The following is a 17,486-nucleotide window of genomic DNA, read 5'->3' as shown; positions in this document are numbered from 1 at the left end:
CACGTGCCGGTTCTACGGAAACTCCGTTTCCTGCACCGGGTCGGGACGCCCGGAAACGGAGTGTTGGTGGGCCGGAGGCACGGCATCGTGGCGGTCACTCCACAACCGGTACCACCCTCATGCGCCTGAACAACAAGATCGCCCTCATCACCGGTGCCAGTGCTGGCATCGGCCGCGCCAGCGCGCTGCGCTTTGCTGCCGAAGGGGCAAAGCTGGTGCTCAATGCACGACGCCCACAGCCGCTGCTGGTGCTGGCCGAGCAGATCCGCGCCGCCGGTGGCGAGGTGGTGGTGCATGCCGCGGACGTGGCTGATCCGGCCACGGCACCGGCGCTGGTGGAACTGGCCCAGCAGTCATTCGGTGGGTTGGACATCGCGCTCAACAATGCCGGCATGCTCGGGCCCGGTGCACCGGCAGCAGAGTTCCCGGTGGATGCGTGGCGCGAGGTGATGGCCACCAATCTCGATGCCGCCTTCCACGCCGCACGCGCCCAGTTGCCGGCGTTGCTGGCACGCGGCGGTGGCTCGCTGGTGTTTGTCGGCACCTTCGTCGGCCACACCGTCGGCTTCCCGGGCATGGCGGCCTATGCGTCGAGCAAGGCGGGGCTGATCGGCCTGAGCCAGGTGATCGCGGCCGAGTACGGCGCGCGCGGCGTGCGCAGCAACGTGCTGCTGCCCGGTGGCACCGATACCGAAATGGGCCGGCAGGCGGCACCGACCGGTGATGCGCGTGATTTCGTGCGCTCGCTGCATGCACTCAAGCGCATGGCCGAGCCGGAAGAGATCGCCAATGCGGCGTTGTTCCTGGCCAGCGATGAAAGCAGCTTCGTTACCGGTACCGCAATGCGCGTTGAAGGCGGCGTGTCGATCACCCGAACCTGAGCGCCGTCACGTGCGAGGCGAGTAGCGGATGCCGCTGCTGGCCATGAATCCCTTCGGGTCGAACCGGGCCCAGGCCTCGCCCCAGCTGAAGCGGGCGTGGCCGCCTGCCAGTTTGCGCCCCAGTGCCGTGGCCAAGATGCGCCGCATGAAAGCGACTTCGGCATCGATCGCGGCCTGGGTCGGCCAGCCGTCTTCCAGTGTCGCATCAGGCAGATCGACACCCATCGTCACCATGTCGAGCTGTTGCCCGTGGAAGCCCAGGCTGATGCCAGCGGGCGCACCGCCCAGGCTGAGCCGCTGCAGGCTGAGCCAGTGATAGCCGGTGCCGACATCGCGCTCGCCATGCGTCAGCGTGGCGAAGGCGATGCGCGCCTCCTGCAGTGAGAGGCTGGGACAGATCAGGTTCGGCAGCGTGCCGAGCTGGATGCTGCCGTCGGTTGGATTGAAGTTCATCGGCACGGTGGGTGCCGCGTGCTGGGCGGGCGGGGGCATGGGTGTCCGCGGAATTCGTGCTGCATCGGATTCTGGGCGTGTGTTCACCGTCGCAGCAAGTGGGTTCGTGCACACGCTGTTGGCGCGGGACTGACCTGTGGATTACCCGCCGGCCTCTAGCGTGGGGCAGAACGTCGGCCTGATGCCGATGAGGGAGCAATCAGATGAACGAGCCAGACAAGGATCAGGACCCGAAGCAGGGTATCCAGGAAAGCCGCCAGGACAGGAAGCAGGACGATGTGGCCAAGCAGCGGCCGGGGCAGCGCGATCAACAGGTGCGCGATGCGCATTCGCGCAGCCCGCGCCGCAAGGATGGCGGCCAGGAACCCGGCTAGGCGGATTCCAGACAAGAAAAAACCCGTAGATCGCCAGGATCTACGGGTTCTTCTGAATAGTGGTGGAGCCAAGGAGGATCGAACTCCTGACCTCGTCATTGCGAACGACGCGCTCTCCCAGCTGAGCTATGGCCCCACGGCAAGGCTGCAGTGTAGCGCTGCCTGCCGGGCTTGCCAAGCACCGGGCAGGGACGACGCAAGGCCTGGATCCACCGCCGTGCCGGCCGGATTCGGGCCAGTGCTTGGCGCAGCAGGGCGAATTCGACAGAGACCAGGCGTTGCGCAAGGCAATGCCGGGGGCGGCAGCAATGAGCAGTCGTTCCGCGAAGCCGTGGCGCCGTAGAAGTAAAAGCGAGAGCTGGTTTCGCAGCGCGCATGCGGGCGACTTGCGAGGGTCGATGTCGCGCTGACCCGGCTGCCAGGAGCTTCGGGGTCAGATCCGTTTTCCTTGGGAGAACGGAGCTGACCCCAAGGTGGTGCCGGCGGACTGTGCCGAAACCGCTTGTTTCGCCGGGTTCGGGTGCCGCGCAACGAAATCGTAACAATTTGGGGGATAATGGCCGCTTGCGCAGTTTTCCCCCTTTTTGCCGCCCGGCTCGCGCAGGCCGCACGGACGCCTCCTCAGAGCATTCCATGCCCTCCCATTCCGATTCCCGCCGCCTGTCGGGTCTGTCCTCTTCCTTCGCTTCCTTCCGCCGCCATCCGCTGGCTCTGGCCTGTGCCGGCCTGGCCCTGGTCGGCAGCTTCGGTGCCGCCGCGCAGGACAGCGCGCCGACCCCGACCGGCCTGGACACGATCACCGTGACCGCCGAACACCGTGAGCAGAACCTGCAGGAAGTGCCGGTTTCGGTGGGCGTGGTGCAGGGCGAGCGCATGCGCGACTTCACCGCCGGCGGCGACGACACCCTGCTGGCACTGTCCGGCCGCGTGCCGAGCCTGTATGCGGAAACCACCACCGGCCGCATCTTCCCGCGCTTCTATATCCGTGGCCTGGGCAATATCGACTTCTACCTGGGTGCCTCGCAGCCGGTGTCGATCATCCAGGACGATGTGGTGCTGGAGCACGTGGTGCTGAAGTCCAACCCGGTCTATGACGTGGACCAGGTGGAAGTGCTGCGTGGCCCGCAGGGCTCGCTGTTCGGCCGCAACACCACCGCCGGCATCGTCAAGTTCGACACCCTGAAGCCGACCCAGGACTACACCGGTCGGGTCAGCGCCAGCTACGCGACCTACAACAGCGTGTCGATCGACGGCGGCTTCGGCGGCCCGATCAACGACATCGCCTCGTTCCGCGTGTCGGCGCTGTACCAGCACCGCGATGACTACGTCGACAACACCTACAAGGGCCCGAGCGCCGACGGCACGGTCAGCCCGAAGAAGAACGCGATGGGCGGCTTCGATGACCGCAACGTACGCGCGCAGCTGCTGCTGACCCCGAGCGACCAGTTCTCGATCCTGGCCTCGGCCCACGCCCGTGACTACGAAGGCACCTCGACCTTGTTCCTGCGCGGTGCGCTGACCAAGGGTTCGAACAAGACCGACGTGCCGCGCGACCAGGTCGCCTACGACGAAGCCGACAACAACCCGCAGGCCTACAAGACCTACGGCGGCTCGGTGAAGGCGCGTTACGACTTCGGCGCGATCGACTTCACCTCGATCACCGCCTACGAGACCACCTCCGGTTACAGCCGTGGCGACACCGACGGTGGCGCCGCGGTGAACTTCCCGGTGAACGGCGTGCCGAACGGCTACGGCCAGTCGATGGGCCGCATCCGTGACCTGGACCAGTGGACCCAGGAATTCCGCCTGGCCAGCCATGACGACAGCGCGTTGCAGTGGCAGGCCGGTGCCTTCTACTTCAACGGCAGCGACACCACCGACTTCTACCAGCGCGCCTGGTTCCTGCAGGGCGCGGCCCGCAACCCGAACAACTGGGTGCGCCTGCGCAACAAGAACACCTCGTGGGCCGGCTTCGGCCAGCTGAGCTATGCCTTCACCGACAAGTTCACCGTCACGGCCGGCCTGCGCCAGACCCGGGACGAGAAGCACACCCGCCTGCTGAAGACGGCTGACACTGCCGCTGGCGTGGTCACCTACAAGGGCCGCACCGACGTCAAGATGTCCGACACCACCCCGAGCTGGGATCTGAGCGCGATGTATCAGATCACGCCGGACGTGAGCGTCTATGCCAAGGTCGCCCGCGGCTTCCGCGGCCCGACCATCCAGGGCCGCTCGGCCGTGTTCAATGCCGACTTCACCACCGCCGATTCCGAGACCATCCTGTCCTGGGAAGCGGGCGTGAAGAGCAGCCTGTGGGACAACCGCCTGCGCTTGAACGCCACCGCGTTCACCTACACCGTCAACGACATCCAGCTCAACGGCAACGATTCGGACGGCAACGGCGTGCTGTTCAACGCCGACAAGGCCAAGGCCTATGGTTTCGAAGCGGACATGGAGCTGCGCCCGATCCCGAACCTGACCCTTAGCGCCGGCCTGAGCCTGCTGCACAGCGAGATCAAGGACAAGCGCGTCTACGCGCAGGTCTGCGGCCTCAACGGCCAGGTGGTGTGCACGGTGAATGACCCGACCATCAAGGTCGGTGCCAACACCTTCGCGCAGATCGACGGCAACCCGCTGCCGAACGCGCCGAAGTACAACGTCAACCTGGCCGCCCGTTACGACTTCCCGGTCAGCGACGCGGGCACCATGTTCGTCTCCACCGACTGGAACAAGCAGGGCTACACCAGCTTCGTGCTGTACGACAGCAAGGAGTTCAACTCCAAGGGTGATTTCGAAGGCGGCCTGAAGATCGGCTACTCGGGCAACTACGGTGCCTACGAAGTGGCGCTGTTCGCGCGCAACATCACCAACGAGAAGAACCTCAAGGGTGTGATCGAGAACTACATGGCTGCGGTCTACAACGAACCGCGCACCGTCGGTGTCTCGCTGAACATGAACTGGTAAGGCGTTGCCACGGTGGCGGGTCTTCCCGCCATCGAACTGCTGGAATGCAAAGGGCGGCCCGGTGATCCGGGTCGCCCTTTTTCATGGCCTTCGACGGTAGCCGGATCGCAATCCGGCGCCGTGCTCGGCGCTTCAACGTGCCGGCAGCAGCGCCTGCAGCCGCGACTCCAGCTCCTGCTGGCGCCAGCCGGCCAGTGCGGCCGGCCATTGGCGGCGCTCCAGGTAGCTTTCCAGATGCTTGCGCGAGGCCAGCACGCCATCCGGCAGGCCCAGTTCGCGGCTGCGCTCGGCGACCGCGTCCTGCAGCTTCTTCAGTGCCTGCTTGTTGGTGTCGTTGGCGGGCAATGCCAGCGGTGCCTCGGCCTCATCGGCCAGCGGTGTGTCCAGCGCCTGCCACACGGCGCCAGCGAGTTTGCGCGGTGCCTTCGGGAACTGTTCAAACAGCGTGGCCAGCGCGGCGGCATCGGCCGGTGGCGTGCGTGCCAGCGTGGCGGCCAGTTCGTTGTCCAGGATCCAGCTTCGCGGGCGGTCGCTGCTGCGTGCCTGCACATCACGCCAGCGCAGCAGGCGCAGCAGGCGGCGCTGCGCGGGAGCATCGAGAAACTGCGCTGAGCGCATCGCCAGATGCGGCCAGCGGTCCTCGTCATTGGCGACGCTGGCCAGCAGGCGCTCGCCGTCGTCGTGCAGCCACTGCTGGCGGCCCAGCGCCTGCAACTTGGCATCGATGGCGTCATGCAGCGCGAACAGGTGCTCAACGTCGTCGGCGGCGTACTGCAGCTGCGATTCCGAGAGCGGACGGCGCATCCAGTCCGAACGGGTTTCGCCCTTGGCCAGCGCCACCCCGGTGATCTCCGCAACCAGCTTCTGGTAACCCATGCCGCCACCGATACCGGCCAGCGAGGCACCGATCTGGGTGTCGAACAGCGGTCGCGGCAACACGCCGCAGGCCCACTTGAAGGCAACCAGGTCTTCGCTGGCGCTGTGCATCACCTTGGTGATCGATTCATCGGCCAGCCAGGGCGCCAGTGCCTCGGTCATGCCGGGAATCAGCGGATCGATCAGCAGGATGTCCTGCCCGACCGCCATCTGCACCAGAGCGAGCTGCGGCCAGAACGTACGTTCACGGATGAATTCGGTGTCCAGGCCGATGCGGGCCGGACGCTGCTGGAAGTACGCATCCAGCTCGGCGGGGGTGGTGATCCAGGTTGCCACGGGTCAGGGCCTACTACTCGGGTTTGCTCAGGCAGGGGAGAATAGCCTAACGTCGGTCCGCGTCCGTGCCGAAGGAGATCCTGCTTGCGTTTTCCGCTGTCGTCCGTGCTGTGCACCGCTCTGGCCGTGGCCACGGCCGGTTGCACACCGTCGCCCTCGGCGACACCGGAGCCGGGGCCGGCTGCTGGCGAAGACGCGCGGCCGCAGGAAGGCTCACTGGCGGAGCCGACACCGGGGGCCGGGCAGGGCAGCGTCACCATTGCCGGTGAGGATGCCACCGAGGACGTGCAGCGGTGGACACCGCCACGGGTCGACCGGCAGGGCCGCAGCGTCGCCCAGCTGCGCCGCGCAGCCGAGAAGGCGTTCAGCGAAGGGCACCTGTACGAGGACGCCGACGCGGCGGTTCCGCTGTGGCTGGCGGTGCAGGAGGAAGACCCGGATGACCGCCTCGCCCGCAGCGGCCTGCAGCGTGCTCGCCAGCGCCTGCAGCAGCAGGCCGATGCCCTGCTGGTTCGGCCACTGCGGCAGCGCGAGGCGCTGGCCGAGGCGAGTCGCCAGGCACTGGTGCTGCTGACCCTGGCGCCGAAGGATGAGAAGGTGCGCGCGCTGCAGGGCCGGGTGGAGCTCGCCCAGCGCGTGGTGGCCTATAACCGTGCTGGCGAGGAAGACCTGCGGTCGGGGCGGATCGGTGAGGACGGTGACGGTGCGATCGGCAACTTCCGTGAAGCGCTGGCTCTGGACGAACACAACAGCCGGGCGCGGCAGGGCCTGGCGGCGGCCGAAAGTGGCCTGATCCGCCGGGCCGAGGACGCCGCGCGCGTGCGCGACTTTGCCAGTGCGGGCACCTGGCTGGCCGAAGCCAGCAAGGTCCGTGACTCGTCACCGACCATTGCCGATGCCTTCGAGCGCATCGAGCAGATCCGCGCCGCCGCGCTGCTGCAGCTGCGTGATGAGGGCCTGCGCGAGCTGGCGACGCCGCAGGGGCTGAAGCCGGCGCGCGAAAAGCTGGCCGAGGCCCTGCGCATCGCCTTGCCGGGGGATGCGGTGGTGGCCCAGCTGCGCGAACGCATCGATCTGGCCACCCATTACGGCAGCTTCCGCCCGGGTCAGGTGTTCAGCGACGCGATGCGTGATGGTGGGCGCGGTCCGCAGATGGTGGTTGTGCCGCATGGCGGCTTCCAGATGGGCGCGGGTGATGCCGAGCCCGGCTCCACCGACGCCGAGCGCCCCTCCCATTACGTTCGCTTTGACCGCGGCTTCGCGATGGCGATCACCGAGGTTACCGTCGGCGATTTCGAGCGCTATGTGAAGTCGACCAATGCACGACCACGTGCGACCCGGCGCGGCCACTCGGTGGTCTATGACGAGCGCAGCGGCAATTTCATCCGCCGCAGCGGCGTCGACTGGCGTTCGGATTACGATGGCGCGCGCGCACTGGGCAACTCGCCGGTGATGCATGTCAGCGTGCGGGATGCCGAGAACTACGCGGCATGGCTGTCCGAGCAGACCGGACGCAGCTACCGGCTGCCGAGCGAGGCCGAATTCGAATATGCGCTGCGCGCCGGGAGCAGTGGCCGCTACCCCTGGGGAGACGCGGGTACGCCGCCGCCGGGCAGCGGCAACTTCACCGGCAGCAAGGACGTCTCGCCTTCGGGTCGGCACTGGCACAACGCTTTCATCGGCTATGGCGATGGCTGGTGGGGACCGGCGCCGGTGGCCAGTTTCCAGGCCAATGCTTTCGGCCTGCACGACATGGCCGGGAATCTGAGCGAATGGGTGGCCGACTGCTGGCACGCCAGCTACCGGCGTGCGCCGTCCGACGGTGTCGCCTGGTTCAACCCGGGCTGCCGGTCACGGGTGATCCGGGGCGGCAATTGGGCCAATGCGCCCGAGCAGACCCGTGCGGCCTGGCGGCAATCGCAGGATTCGGACACCACCAATGCGCGCATCGGCTTCCGTCTGGTGCGCGGCATCTGAGCGGCATCGGGCTTCACCCGCTGCTGGCGTCCGCGCACTAAGATTGCGCCGTGCCCGCCAGCCGGCGGGGTCTGCTGGAAGACCACCGATGCGCAACGATCCCTTTTCCCGCTCGCCCCAAGGCCCGCAGCGACGCGGCCTGTTCGGCAACATCCGCTGGTGGGTGCTGCTGCTGGCGGCGGGCTATGCGGTGTTCTACTGGTTCTCCAATCGCACCGTCGATCCCTACACTGGCGAGAAGGTGATGATCGACAGCAGCCTGGATGCGCGCCAGGAGACCGCGCTCGGTCTGCAGGCCTACCAGCAGATCCTCTCGCAGGAACGGCCAATGGATCCGAATGCGCCGATCGCGCGCGATGTGCGCGACATCGCGCAGCGCCTGATCGCCAAGGTGGATGTGGTGGAGACCGCGCTGGCACAGGAGCACGGCGTGCAGCCGGCGCATTTCGCGCAGGATTTCCAGTGGGAAGTGAACGTGATCCCGTCCGAGCAGGCCAATGCGTTCTGCCTGCCGGGCGGCAAGATGGCGGTCTACACCGGCCTGGTGCCGGTGGCGCGTACGCGTGATGCGATGGCGGTGGTGATGGGCCATGAGATCGCCCACGCGCTGCTGCGCCATGGTGCGCAGCGGATGGCGCAGCAGAAGCTGACCCAGATCGGGCAGATGGCCGGTGCCGCCAGCGGCATGGATGCGCAGCAGCAACAGATGATGATGTCGGCGATGGGCTACGGCTATCTGCTGCCCTATGCACGCAGCCACGAGACGCAGGCCGATGAAGTGGGGCTGATGCTGGCCGCAGCGGCGTGCTTCGATCCCCGCGAGGCAGTGCCATTGTGGCAGCGCATGGGCCAGGCCAGTGGCGGCCAGGCGCCGCCGGAGTTCGCCTCCACCCACCCGAACCCGGGCACCCGCATCCAGAACCTGCAGGCACTGATGCCGAAGGCGCTCGAGTACCGGCAGAAGTTCTGCGAGCAGGCAAAGTAGGGGGTTGTTCGTCAGGGCTGCGCCCTGCACCTGCCGAAGCCAGAGCAACAGCAACAGCGTGCATTCCGTGGGATGGCGGGGTGGGTCCGGTTGCGGGGGGCGCTGCAAGTACGTCCATGTAAGCTCGGTCGCCGCATCCATGCGGCTCACGCCCCCGCAACCGGACCCACCCCGCCTTCGACAGATTTCTGCTGCTGTTGGTAGGTGTCGACCTTGGTCGACACGGTAGATCCATGCGATGCGTGGATGCTTTTCGATCTCGATTCGAAATATTCGATTCCGATGGAGAGTCATCCAGCATGGCGTGGATCTACACGATCGCGGAAAACTGTCAGAGGTGGGGCGGTGTCGGAGTGCGGGGTGTCAGCCGCATGGATGCGGCTGCCAAGCCTACAGGGATGTACTTGCGGCGTCCCCGCACTCCGGCACCGCCCCGCCAACCCGCGGAATGCCAGCTTTTGCTGTTGCTTCGGCCGTTGCTTGAAGCCTCTGCGGGTGCAGGGCGCAGCCCTGCCGAACCCCCCTCTACTTGACCTGCACGTCGATCACGCCGTCGCCGACGCGGGCCCGCAGGGCGTCACCGGGCTGTACCTGATCAACCTTCCGCACCAGGGTGCCATCATCGCTGCGGGTCAGGATGCTGTAGCCACGCGCCACGGTCGCCAGCGGGCTGACTGCTTCAAGTGAACGCGCCAGTCCGCGCAGTCGCAGTGCATCGCGCTCCAGCAGACGCTGCATCGCTGCCTGCGGTCGTCCGCGCAGGGCGGCCAGGCGGCGTTGCATCGTGTCGAGCTGGCGCTGTGGATGATGCCCGCGCAGTACCGCAGACGCGTGACGCAGGCGCGCAGCACGGCGCTCCTGCTGCTGGTTGAACGCGGCATGCAGGCGCCGGCCCAGATCGAGCTGGCGTCGACGCAGCAGGTCCAGTCGTGCCTGCGGGCTCTGGGCGTTCAGGCGCAACAGGGCGCGGTCGGCGCGCTGCATCGCCTGCTGCATCGCATGCCGTTGCAGCTGCACCATGCGGGCGGCCGTGCGGCGCAGGCGCAGGGCCAGTTCGCGCTGGTCGGGTACCAGCAGCTCGGCCGCCACCGAGGGCGTTGGTGCACGCAGGTCGGCGGCGAAGTCGCTCAGGCTGAAGTCGGTTTCGTGGCCCACCGCCGAGACCACCGGCGTGCGGCTGGCGGCGATCGCACGGGCCAGTGTTTCATCGTTGAAGGCCCACAGGTCTTCCAGCGAACCACCACCGCGGGTCAGCAGGATCACGTCGTAGCGGCCACTGGCATCGGCGGCCTGCAGCAGCCGGGTGATCTGCGCGGCGGCACTGCTGCCCTGTACCAGGGTTGGCAGCAGGTCCACTTCCAGCAGCGGGAAGCGCCGGCCGAGCACGCTCAGCACGTCGCGCACGGCGGCGCCGGTGGGCGAGGTGATCACGGCCAGGCGCTGCACGTGCGCCGGCAGCGGCCGCTTGCGTGCCGGGTCGAACAGGCCCTCGGCCTCCAGCCGTGCCTTCAGCTCCTCGAAGGCGCGGCGCAGCGCGCCTTCGCCGGCTTCCTCCATGTGGTCCAGCACCATCTGGTACTCGCCACGGGCGTCGTACAGGGTCACCTTGCCGCGCACCAGCACGCGCATGCCTTCGCGCGGCACGAACTTCAGGTACTGCGCCTTCATCCGGAACATCGCCGCACGCAGCTGCGCGCGCGCGTCCTTCAGGGTGAAGTAGAGGTGTCCGGAGGCAGGACGCGCCACGCTGCCCAGTTCGGCCTCGACCCAGATCGCCGGGAAGCTGCCTTCCAGCAGGTCGCGGGCCAGGGTGTTGAGCTGGCTGGGGGTGAGGATGTCGTTGTTGCGTGGCTGCATGGAAACGGCGTGCTGCGGGCGGAACGGGGGCTCAGGATCGCACGTCAGCGCGCTGTGTGCTGGCCCAGTGCCCACTGCACGTGTTCACGCACCAGCGGCGAGGGATCGTCGATGCGGGTCTGCAGCGCAGCCAGCGCTTCGGCCGAGGACGGCGCATTGCCCAGCGCCACGGCGATGTTGCGTAGCCAGCGCTCATGGCCGCTGCGCCTGATCGGGCTGCCTTCAGTGCGGCGCAGGAACTCGGCTTCGTCCCAGGCGAACAGCTGGTCCAGGCGCGCGGTATCGAGGTTGTTGCGCGCACGGAAATCGGCTTCGTCGGTGCGCTTGGCGAACTTGTTCCAGGGGCAGACCAGCTGGCAGTCGTCGCAGCCATAGATGCGGTTGCCGATCAGCGGGCGCATCTGTTCGGGAATGGCGCCGTCGTGTTCGATGGTCAGGTAGGAAATGCAGCGCCGCGCGTCCAGCCGCTGCGGGCCGGTGATGGCCTGGGTCGGGCAGACATCGATGCAGCGCGTGCAGGTGCCGCAGTGCGCCGTGGCCGGCGTATCGATCGGCAGTGGGATGTCGATGTAGATCTCGCCGATGAAGAACCAGGAACCGCCATGGCGGTCGATCAGGCAGGTGTGCTTGCCGATCCAGCCGAGCCCGGCGTTGCGGGCCAGTGCGCGCTCCAGGACGGGGGCGGAATCGACGAACACGCGGTAGCCCAGTGGCGCGACTTCGTCGTTGATCTGCGTGGCCAGCTTCTGCAGGCGGTTGCGCATCAGCTTGTGGTAGTCGCGGCCCAGCGCATAGCGCGCCACGTAGGCGCGGCCCGGGTCGGCCAGCGTCGCCCACGCTTCGGTGTCATCCTTGTGGCTGTAGTCCATGCCCACCGAGATCACGCGCACAGTGCCGGGCAACAGCTCGGCCGGTCGTGCGCGCAGGGTGCCGTGGCGCGCCATCCAGTCCATCGTGCCGTACAGGCCCTGGCCCAGCCAGTCGGCCAGGTGCGCCTCGTCCTCGCCGAGCTCGATACCGGCGATGCCGCAGCGCTGGAAGCCATGCGCGCGGGCCAGTTCGCGGATGCGCTGCACGGCCTGGGCTGGATCGACGGGGGAGGGGGCGAGGGACATGCGCACCAGTATAAAATCCCTGCATGGCCAACCTCGCCGATCTGTTCGATTCCGCTGCCGCGCGTGCGCTGGATGCCCAGGCGTCCACCCTGGCGGGGGATGCTGGCTGGGGACTGATGGCGCAGGCCGGCCAGGCCGCCTGGCAGTGCCTGCTGCAGCATTGGCCGCAGGCGCAGCGGATCGGCGTGGTGGTCGGTGCGGGCAACAATGGCGGCGACGGCCTCGTGCTGGCTCGCCACGCGTTGCAGGCCGGGCGCGAGGTGAGGGTGATCGCCCTGCCGGGCCGGGCGCCATCGACCGCGCTGGCGCAGCGTGCAACATCGGAGTTCAGGTCCGACGGCGGCGCCATCACCGAGTTCGACGGCGCGCTGCCCGAGGCCGACCTCTGGGTCGATGCCCTGTTCGGGCTGGGTTTCGATCGCGCGCCGGAGGGCGCGGCGCAGGCGCTGATCGTTGCGATCAATGCGCAGGCGGCACCTGTGCTGGCCCTGGATGTGCCCAGTGGCGTCGATGCCGACCGCGGTGCGGTACCCGGCGCGGCAGTACGCGCTGCGCGGACCCTGCAGTTCATCGTGGCCCATCGCGGGCTGTACACCGGCGACGCGCTGGATCATTGCGGGCACAAGGCCCTGGCACCCCTGCAGTTGCCCGCGGCCGCATGGCAAAGCGTGTCGCCTGCCGTGGAGTACTGGACGCAGGCACGGTTGCCGGCCCTGTTGCCGCCGCGCCGCGCCAATACCCACAAGGGTGAATCCGGCCACGTGCTGTGCGTCGGCGGCAACCACGGCAGCGGCGGTGCCATCGCCATGGCAGCCGAGGCCGCCTTGCGCGCAGGGGCGGGGCTGTTGAGCCTGGGCACCCGCCGCGACCACGTCGGTCCACTGCTGGCTCGGCTGCCCGAGGCGATGACCCACGCGTTGGAAGACGGCGAAGCGCTGCCGGCCTTGCTTGACAGGGCCAAGGTGGTGGCGATCGGGCCCGGTCTGGGCCAGGACGAATGGGCACGCGCACTGTTTGCGCGGGTGCTGGCCAGCGCCAGACCACTGGTGGTCGATGCCGACGCGCTGAACCTGCTGACGCAGGATCCGCGTGCCTTGCCCGGCGCCGTCCTCACACCGCACCCGGGCGAGGCCGCACGCCTGCTCGGCTGCAGCACCAGCGACATCCAGGCCGATCGCTACGCCTGTGCGCAGACGCTCGCCGAGCGTTTCCATGCGGTGGTGGTGTTGAAGGGCGCCGGCAGCATCGTGGCGGCGCCCGGGCAAACGCCCCGGTTGATCGCCGCCGGCAATCCCGGCATGGCCGTGGGGGGCATGGGCGACCTGCTCACCGGCATCATCGCCGGCCTGCGTGCGCAGGGCCTGGCCGCCTTCGATGCCGCAGCGGCGGGCGCGCTGCTGCATGCGCTGGCCGGCGACGCGGCTGCCGCTGACGGCGCACGCGGCCTGCTTCCTACTGATCTGCTGGCGCCGCTGCGGCGACTGGCCAACCCGGAACGCTTCCCATGACCGATTTCTTCCTTGCCGACAGCGACGCCACCGAACTGCTCGGGCAGTGGCTGGCGGCCACCCGGCCCCCGCAGGCGCTGATCGAACTGCGCGGCGACCTGGGCGCCGGCAAGTCCACCACGGCCCGCGCGCTGCTGCGGGCGCTGGGCGTGCAGGGCGCGATCCGCAGCCCCACCTACACCCTGGTCGAGCGCTATCCGCTGGCCAGTGGCGGTGAGGCGTGGCACCTGGACCTGTACCGCATCGGCCAGGCCGGTGAGCTGGATTTCCTCGGCCTGGACGAGGGCAGCGCGGTGCTGTGGCTGGTGGAATGGCCGGAACGGGGCGCCGGCGCGCTGCCGCCGACCGACCTGGTGGTGGCACTGGAGATCGAAGGACATGGGCGCCGCGCCAGTCTCACCGCGGGCAGCGACGTTGGACATGAATGGCTGAAACGGCTGCCCCAAGGGGGCGACTTGCAGGCCATTTCTGTCGGCTGACGAGAACAAAGATCGGCAGGTTACGGATTATTAAGGAAAAAGGTGTTGCATTCCGTTCAGCGCGGTGATTGAATTCTGAGCCATGCGCCCGGGGAACCGTCTCATCGCCATCTGTGCCTCCGTCGGACTGGGTCTGGCGAGCGTCAGTGCGTGGGCGGGTGAAGTCCGCCAGGTGCTGCTGAACACCGGCGCGACCGGCACCCGTGCCGAGATCTCACTGGTCGGCAGTGGCGGCTACAAGACCCTGTCGCTGGCCGGCCCGAACCGCCTGGTGGTCGATTTCCCCGACTCCAGCGCCGTACGCAACCTGAAGATGCCGGCCGCGCAGGGCGTGGTCACGGCGGTGCGTACCGGACAGCCGGTCCCGGGCACTTTCCGTGTCGTGTTCGACCTTGCCGAATCGGTGGCGCCGTTCCGCCCGCAGATGCAGCGCGAGGGCAATGAATCCAAGCTGGTGATCGAATGGCCGGGTGATGGCCCTGCCATGGCCACCAGCCGCCCGGCGACGCCACCGGCGGTGCAGCCGCAGGCGGCCGCTGTGGGGGGCTCAGTCGCGCCCACGCCGGCCGAGAACGCGCAGTCACGCACCGATGCTGCGCGGGCCACCGCCCTGCTGACCGCACAGGTGCAGCAGCAGGCCAGCGCCAGCGCCGCCGCACCCGCCACGCCGACCCCCGCACCGACCAGCGCGCCGGCCCAGGTTGCTGCGGCAGGCGTCGCGGCCAGCAGCACGCCTTCATCCTCGCCGGCTGCAATCCTCGCCGGCCAGCGCACTGCTGCGGTGGTGACCACGCCGCCGGCAACGGCCCCTACACCGGCACCGACGCCGGCCGAGCCGCCGCGTCCGGCCATGCCCAGCGATGCATCGCGCATCCGCATGCAGCCCGGCATGCGCCATCTTGTGGTGGCGATCGATCCCGGTCATGGTGGCCAGGACCCGGGTGCGATCGGCCCGACCGGCAAGCGCGAGAAGGATGTCACCCTGGCCGTGGCGCGTGAGCTGGCCCGCCAGGTCAACGCCACGCCGGGCCTGAAGGCCTACCTGACGCGCGACAGCGACGTGTTCATCCCGCTGCCGATGCGTGCGCAGAAGGCGCGTGCGAACAAGGCGGACATCTTCATTTCGATCCATGCCGACGCGGCCGAGAACCGCTCGGCCACGGGTTCGTCGGTGTACGTGCTGTCGACCAAGGGTGCCTCTTCGCAGCGCGCCCGCTGGCTGGCAGACAAGGAAAACGCGGCCGATCTGGTCGGTGGCGTTCGCCTGCAGCAGACCGAGGGCACGCTTGCCAATGTGCTGTTGGACCTGGCGCAGAGCGGCTACATGAAGGCGTCCGAAGACGCCGCCGGCCACGTGCTGGGCGGCCTGAAGCGGATCGGCAACAACCACAAGCCGAACATCGAGCGCGCCAATTTCGCGGTGCTGCGCACGTCGGACATGCCGGCGATGCTGGTGGAAACGGCGTTCATCTCCAATCCGGATGAAGAGCGCCGCCTGACGGACCCGGCTTACCAGCGCAAGGTCGCTGGCGCTGTGCTGGATGGTGTGCACACCTTCTTCAGCCGCCAACCGCCGCCGGGCACGTTGTATGCTGCCCGCGCGCAGGCCGAGATCGACGCCGCAGCCACCATGGCCGGCGGCAGCAAATAACCCGCCGAAGGCGGGTTTCTGCTTTCTGCAGAGTCGAGCCGCGCTCGACTGGGCCTTGCCGGTAGCCCGTCAGTCGAGCATGGCTCGACTCTACCCTCGGCCGCTCCGTTATCATCCCCGCATGACGTCTGCTACCCATCCGCGCCCGATCCGGCCGTTGCCGGAGATCCTGATCAACCAGATCGCCGCCGGCGAAGTGGTCGAACGACCCGCGTCGGTGGTCAAGGAGCTGGTCGAGAACGCGATCGACGCCGGCGCCAGCCGAGTTGATATCGATCTTGAAGAGGGCGGCGTGCGCCTGATCCGCATCCGCGACAACGGCAGTGGCATCGCGCCCGAGCAGTTGCCACTGGCAGTGTCGCGCCATGCCACCAGCAAGATCGCCGATCTTGACGATCTCGAATCGGTGGCCACGCTCGGTTTCCGGGGAGAAGCGCTGCCGTCGATCGCGTCGGTCAGCCGCTTCACCCTGTGCTCGCGGCGCGCGCACGACGAGCACGGTTCGGCACTGCAGATCGAAGGCGGCAAGATCGGCGAGGTGACCCCGCGCGCGCATGCGCCGGGCACCACGGTGGAAGTGCGTGAGTTGTTCTACAACGTGCCGGCGCGGCGCAAGTTCCTGCGCGCCGAGCGTACCGAACTGGGCCATATCGAAGAGTGGCTGCGTTCGCTGGCGCTGGCACGGCCGGATGTCGAGCTGCGCGTGTCGCACAACGGCAAGGCCTCGCGGCGCTACAAGCCAGGCGATCTGTATTCCGATGCACGCCTTGCCGAAACGCTGGGCGAGGATTTCGCCAACCAGGCCGTGCGCGTGGACCACAGTGGCGCCGGCCTGCGCCTGCATGGCTGGATTGCGCAGCCGCATTATTCGCGCGCGAGCGCCGACCAGCAGTACCTGTACGTCAACGGTCGCTCAGTGCGTGACCGCAGCGTCGCCCACGCAGTGAAGATGGCCTACGGCGACGTGCTGTATCACGGCCGCCAGCCGGCCTATGTGCTGTTCCTCGAACTGGATCCGACCCGCGTCGACGTCAACGTGCATCCGGCCAAGCACGAGGTGCGCTTCCGCGATTCGCGGCTGGTCCACGATTTCGTCTATCGCACGTTGAAGGATGCGCTGGCCGATACCCGTGCCGGCATATCGGCGCAGGAGATCGGTGCCGGCCCCGCACATCCGGCGGACGCCGCCGCCGTCCCGACGGCATCGAGCGCCGGCGCGTCGGGGTTCGGGCTGGTGCGTGGGGCCGCGCCCGGCTCGGGAGGTGGTGGTGGCGGATTTTCAGGCTGGCGTCCGCAGCAGCCGCTGGGCCTGCAGGTGGCCGATGCACCGGCCGCCTACGCCGCGCTGTATGCCACGCCGGCCGGTGCCGAACGCGCAGCGGCGTTGCCGCCGATGCCGAGCGAGAACGGGTTGCCGGTGACCAGTGCCGACGCGGGTGTACCGCCGTTGGGCTACGCGATCGCGCAGCTGCATGGCATCTACATCCTGGCCGAGAACGCTGAAGGCCTGATCGTGGTCGACATGCATGCGGCCCACGAACGCATCGGCTACGAGCGCCTGAAGAATGCGCACGATGGCATCGGCCTGCAGTCGCAGCCGTTGCTGGTGCCGATCACGCTGGCGGTGGGCGAGCGCGAGGCCGACACCGCCGAAAGCGAAGCCGACACACTGGCGGCGCTCGGCTTCGAGGTGACCCGGGCCGGCCCCGGGTCGCTGCACGTGCGCAGCATTCCGGCACTGCTGGCGCATGCCGAACCGGAAGGACTGCTGCGCGACGTGCTGACCGACCTGCGCGAGCATGGCCAGAGCCGCCGCGTGGCCAGTGCACGCGACGAGCTGCTGTCGACCATGGCCTGCCATGGCGCGGTGCGTGCCAACCGGCGCCTGACCGTGCCGGAAATGAACGCGCTGCTGCGCGACATGGAAATCACCGAACGGTCCGGCCAGTGCAACCACGGCCGACCGACCTGGGCCCGTTTTTCGCTGGCGGAGATCGACCGCTGGTTCCTGCGCGGACGTTGAGGGGAGC

At 68.2% G+C, this 17,486-nt stretch carries 13 protein-coding genes and 1 tRNA gene; 9 read left to right on the top strand and 5 right to left on the bottom strand.

Annotated features, from left to right (window positions below):
* Window positions 1-119: 119 nt before the first annotated feature.
* Window positions 120-881, top strand: a complete 762-nt coding sequence (locus ACZ75I_RS13365) for an SDR family oxidoreductase (protein ID WP_072169139.1) — start codon at window positions 120-122, stop codon at window positions 879-881.
* A gap of 6 nt (window positions 882-887) precedes the next feature.
* Here ACZ75I_RS13365 and ACZ75I_RS13360 read toward each other — a convergent pair whose 3' ends face one another.
* Window positions 888-1,373 (bottom strand): hypothetical protein, encoded by a 486-nt coding sequence (locus ACZ75I_RS13360; RefSeq protein WP_472958074.1) that lies wholly within the window; start codon window positions 1,371-1,373, stop codon window positions 888-890.
* Window positions 1,374-1,537: 164 nt separating this feature from the next.
* On the opposite strand from ACZ75I_RS13360, the gene ACZ75I_RS13355 reads away from it, so the two are divergent.
* Window positions 1,538-1,708 (top strand): hypothetical protein, encoded by a 171-nt coding sequence (locus tag ACZ75I_RS13355; RefSeq protein WP_472958073.1) that lies wholly within the window; start codon window positions 1,538-1,540, stop codon window positions 1,706-1,708.
* 60 nt (window positions 1,709-1,768) lie between these two features.
* On the opposite strand, the gene ACZ75I_RS13350 is transcribed toward ACZ75I_RS13355, so the two are convergent.
* A tRNA-Ala gene (locus ACZ75I_RS13350) sits at window positions 1,769-1,844 on the bottom strand.
* A gap of 497 nt (window positions 1,845-2,341) precedes the next feature.
* Here ACZ75I_RS13350 and ACZ75I_RS13345 point away from each other — a divergent pair.
* Window positions 2,342-4,672, top strand: coding sequence for a TonB-dependent receptor (locus tag ACZ75I_RS13345; RefSeq protein ID WP_061478069.1), 2,331 nt, complete (start codon window positions 2,342-2,344; stop codon window positions 4,670-4,672).
* Between the two features lie 132 nt (window positions 4,673-4,804).
* Here the strand turns inward: ACZ75I_RS13345 and rnd are convergent, their stop codons facing one another.
* Complete coding sequence (gene rnd, locus ACZ75I_RS13340; protein ID WP_346476879.1) at window positions 4,805-5,884, bottom strand: ribonuclease D; 1,080 nt, start codon at window positions 5,882-5,884, stop codon at window positions 4,805-4,807.
* A gap of 84 nt (window positions 5,885-5,968) precedes the next feature.
* On the opposite strand from rnd, the gene ACZ75I_RS13335 reads away from it, so the two are divergent.
* Together ACZ75I_RS13335 and ACZ75I_RS13330 are read left to right on the top strand one after the other, a co-directional pair.
* Window positions 5,969-7,861, top strand: a complete 1,893-nt coding sequence (locus ACZ75I_RS13335; protein WP_346476878.1) for a formylglycine-generating enzyme family protein — start codon at window positions 5,969-5,971, stop codon at window positions 7,859-7,861.
* A gap of 88 nt (window positions 7,862-7,949) precedes the next feature.
* Complete coding sequence (locus tag ACZ75I_RS13330) at window positions 7,950-8,846, top strand: M48 family metallopeptidase (protein ID WP_472958071.1); 897 nt, start codon at window positions 7,950-7,952, stop codon at window positions 8,844-8,846.
* A 525-nt stretch (window positions 8,847-9,371) separates the two neighbouring features.
* Here the strand turns inward: ACZ75I_RS13330 and xseA are convergent.
* Together xseA and queG are read right to left on the bottom strand one after the other, a co-directional pair.
* A complete protein-coding gene (gene xseA / locus ACZ75I_RS13325) occupies window positions 9,372-10,703 on the bottom strand; it encodes an exodeoxyribonuclease VII large subunit (RefSeq protein WP_180868283.1) in 1,332 nt (443 codons plus the stop codon).
* 44 nt (window positions 10,704-10,747) lie between these two features.
* The gene (queG, locus tag ACZ75I_RS13320; RefSeq protein ID WP_061478065.1) at window positions 10,748-11,818 is read right to left on the bottom strand and encodes a tRNA epoxyqueuosine(34) reductase QueG; all 1,071 of its coding nucleotides are present in this window, start codon (window positions 11,816-11,818) and stop codon (window positions 10,748-10,750) included.
* Window positions 11,819-11,841: 23 nt separating this feature from the next.
* Here queG and ACZ75I_RS13315 point away from each other — a divergent pair, with 23 nt between their 5' ends.
* From ACZ75I_RS13315 to mutL, 4 genes are all read left to right on the top strand, one after another.
* A complete protein-coding gene (locus ACZ75I_RS13315) occupies window positions 11,842-13,326 on the top strand; it encodes an NAD(P)H-hydrate dehydratase (protein WP_154351148.1) in 1,485 nt (494 codons plus the stop codon).
* The gene (gene tsaE, locus ACZ75I_RS13310; RefSeq protein WP_180868293.1) at window positions 13,323-13,805 is read left to right on the top strand and encodes a tRNA (adenosine(37)-N6)-threonylcarbamoyltransferase complex ATPase subunit type 1 TsaE; all 483 of its coding nucleotides are present in this window, start codon (window positions 13,323-13,325) and stop codon (window positions 13,803-13,805) included. The genes ACZ75I_RS13315 and tsaE overlap by 4 nt, the downstream gene beginning before the upstream one ends.
* 82 nt (window positions 13,806-13,887) lie before the next feature.
* On the top strand, window positions 13,888-15,456 hold the full coding sequence (locus ACZ75I_RS13305; RefSeq protein WP_180868295.1) for an N-acetylmuramoyl-L-alanine amidase: 1,569 nt from the start codon (window positions 13,888-13,890) through the stop codon (window positions 15,454-15,456).
* 121 nt (window positions 15,457-15,577) lie between these two features.
* On the top strand, window positions 15,578-17,479 hold the full coding sequence (mutL, locus tag ACZ75I_RS13300) for a DNA mismatch repair endonuclease MutL (protein ID WP_346476877.1): 1,902 nt from the start codon (window positions 15,578-15,580) through the stop codon (window positions 17,477-17,479).
* Window positions 17,480-17,486 lie beyond the last annotated feature (7 nt).

This window comes from Stenotrophomonas sp. X (assembly GCF_055721025.1).
This window is presented reverse-complemented; position numbering and strand designations above follow the sequence as displayed.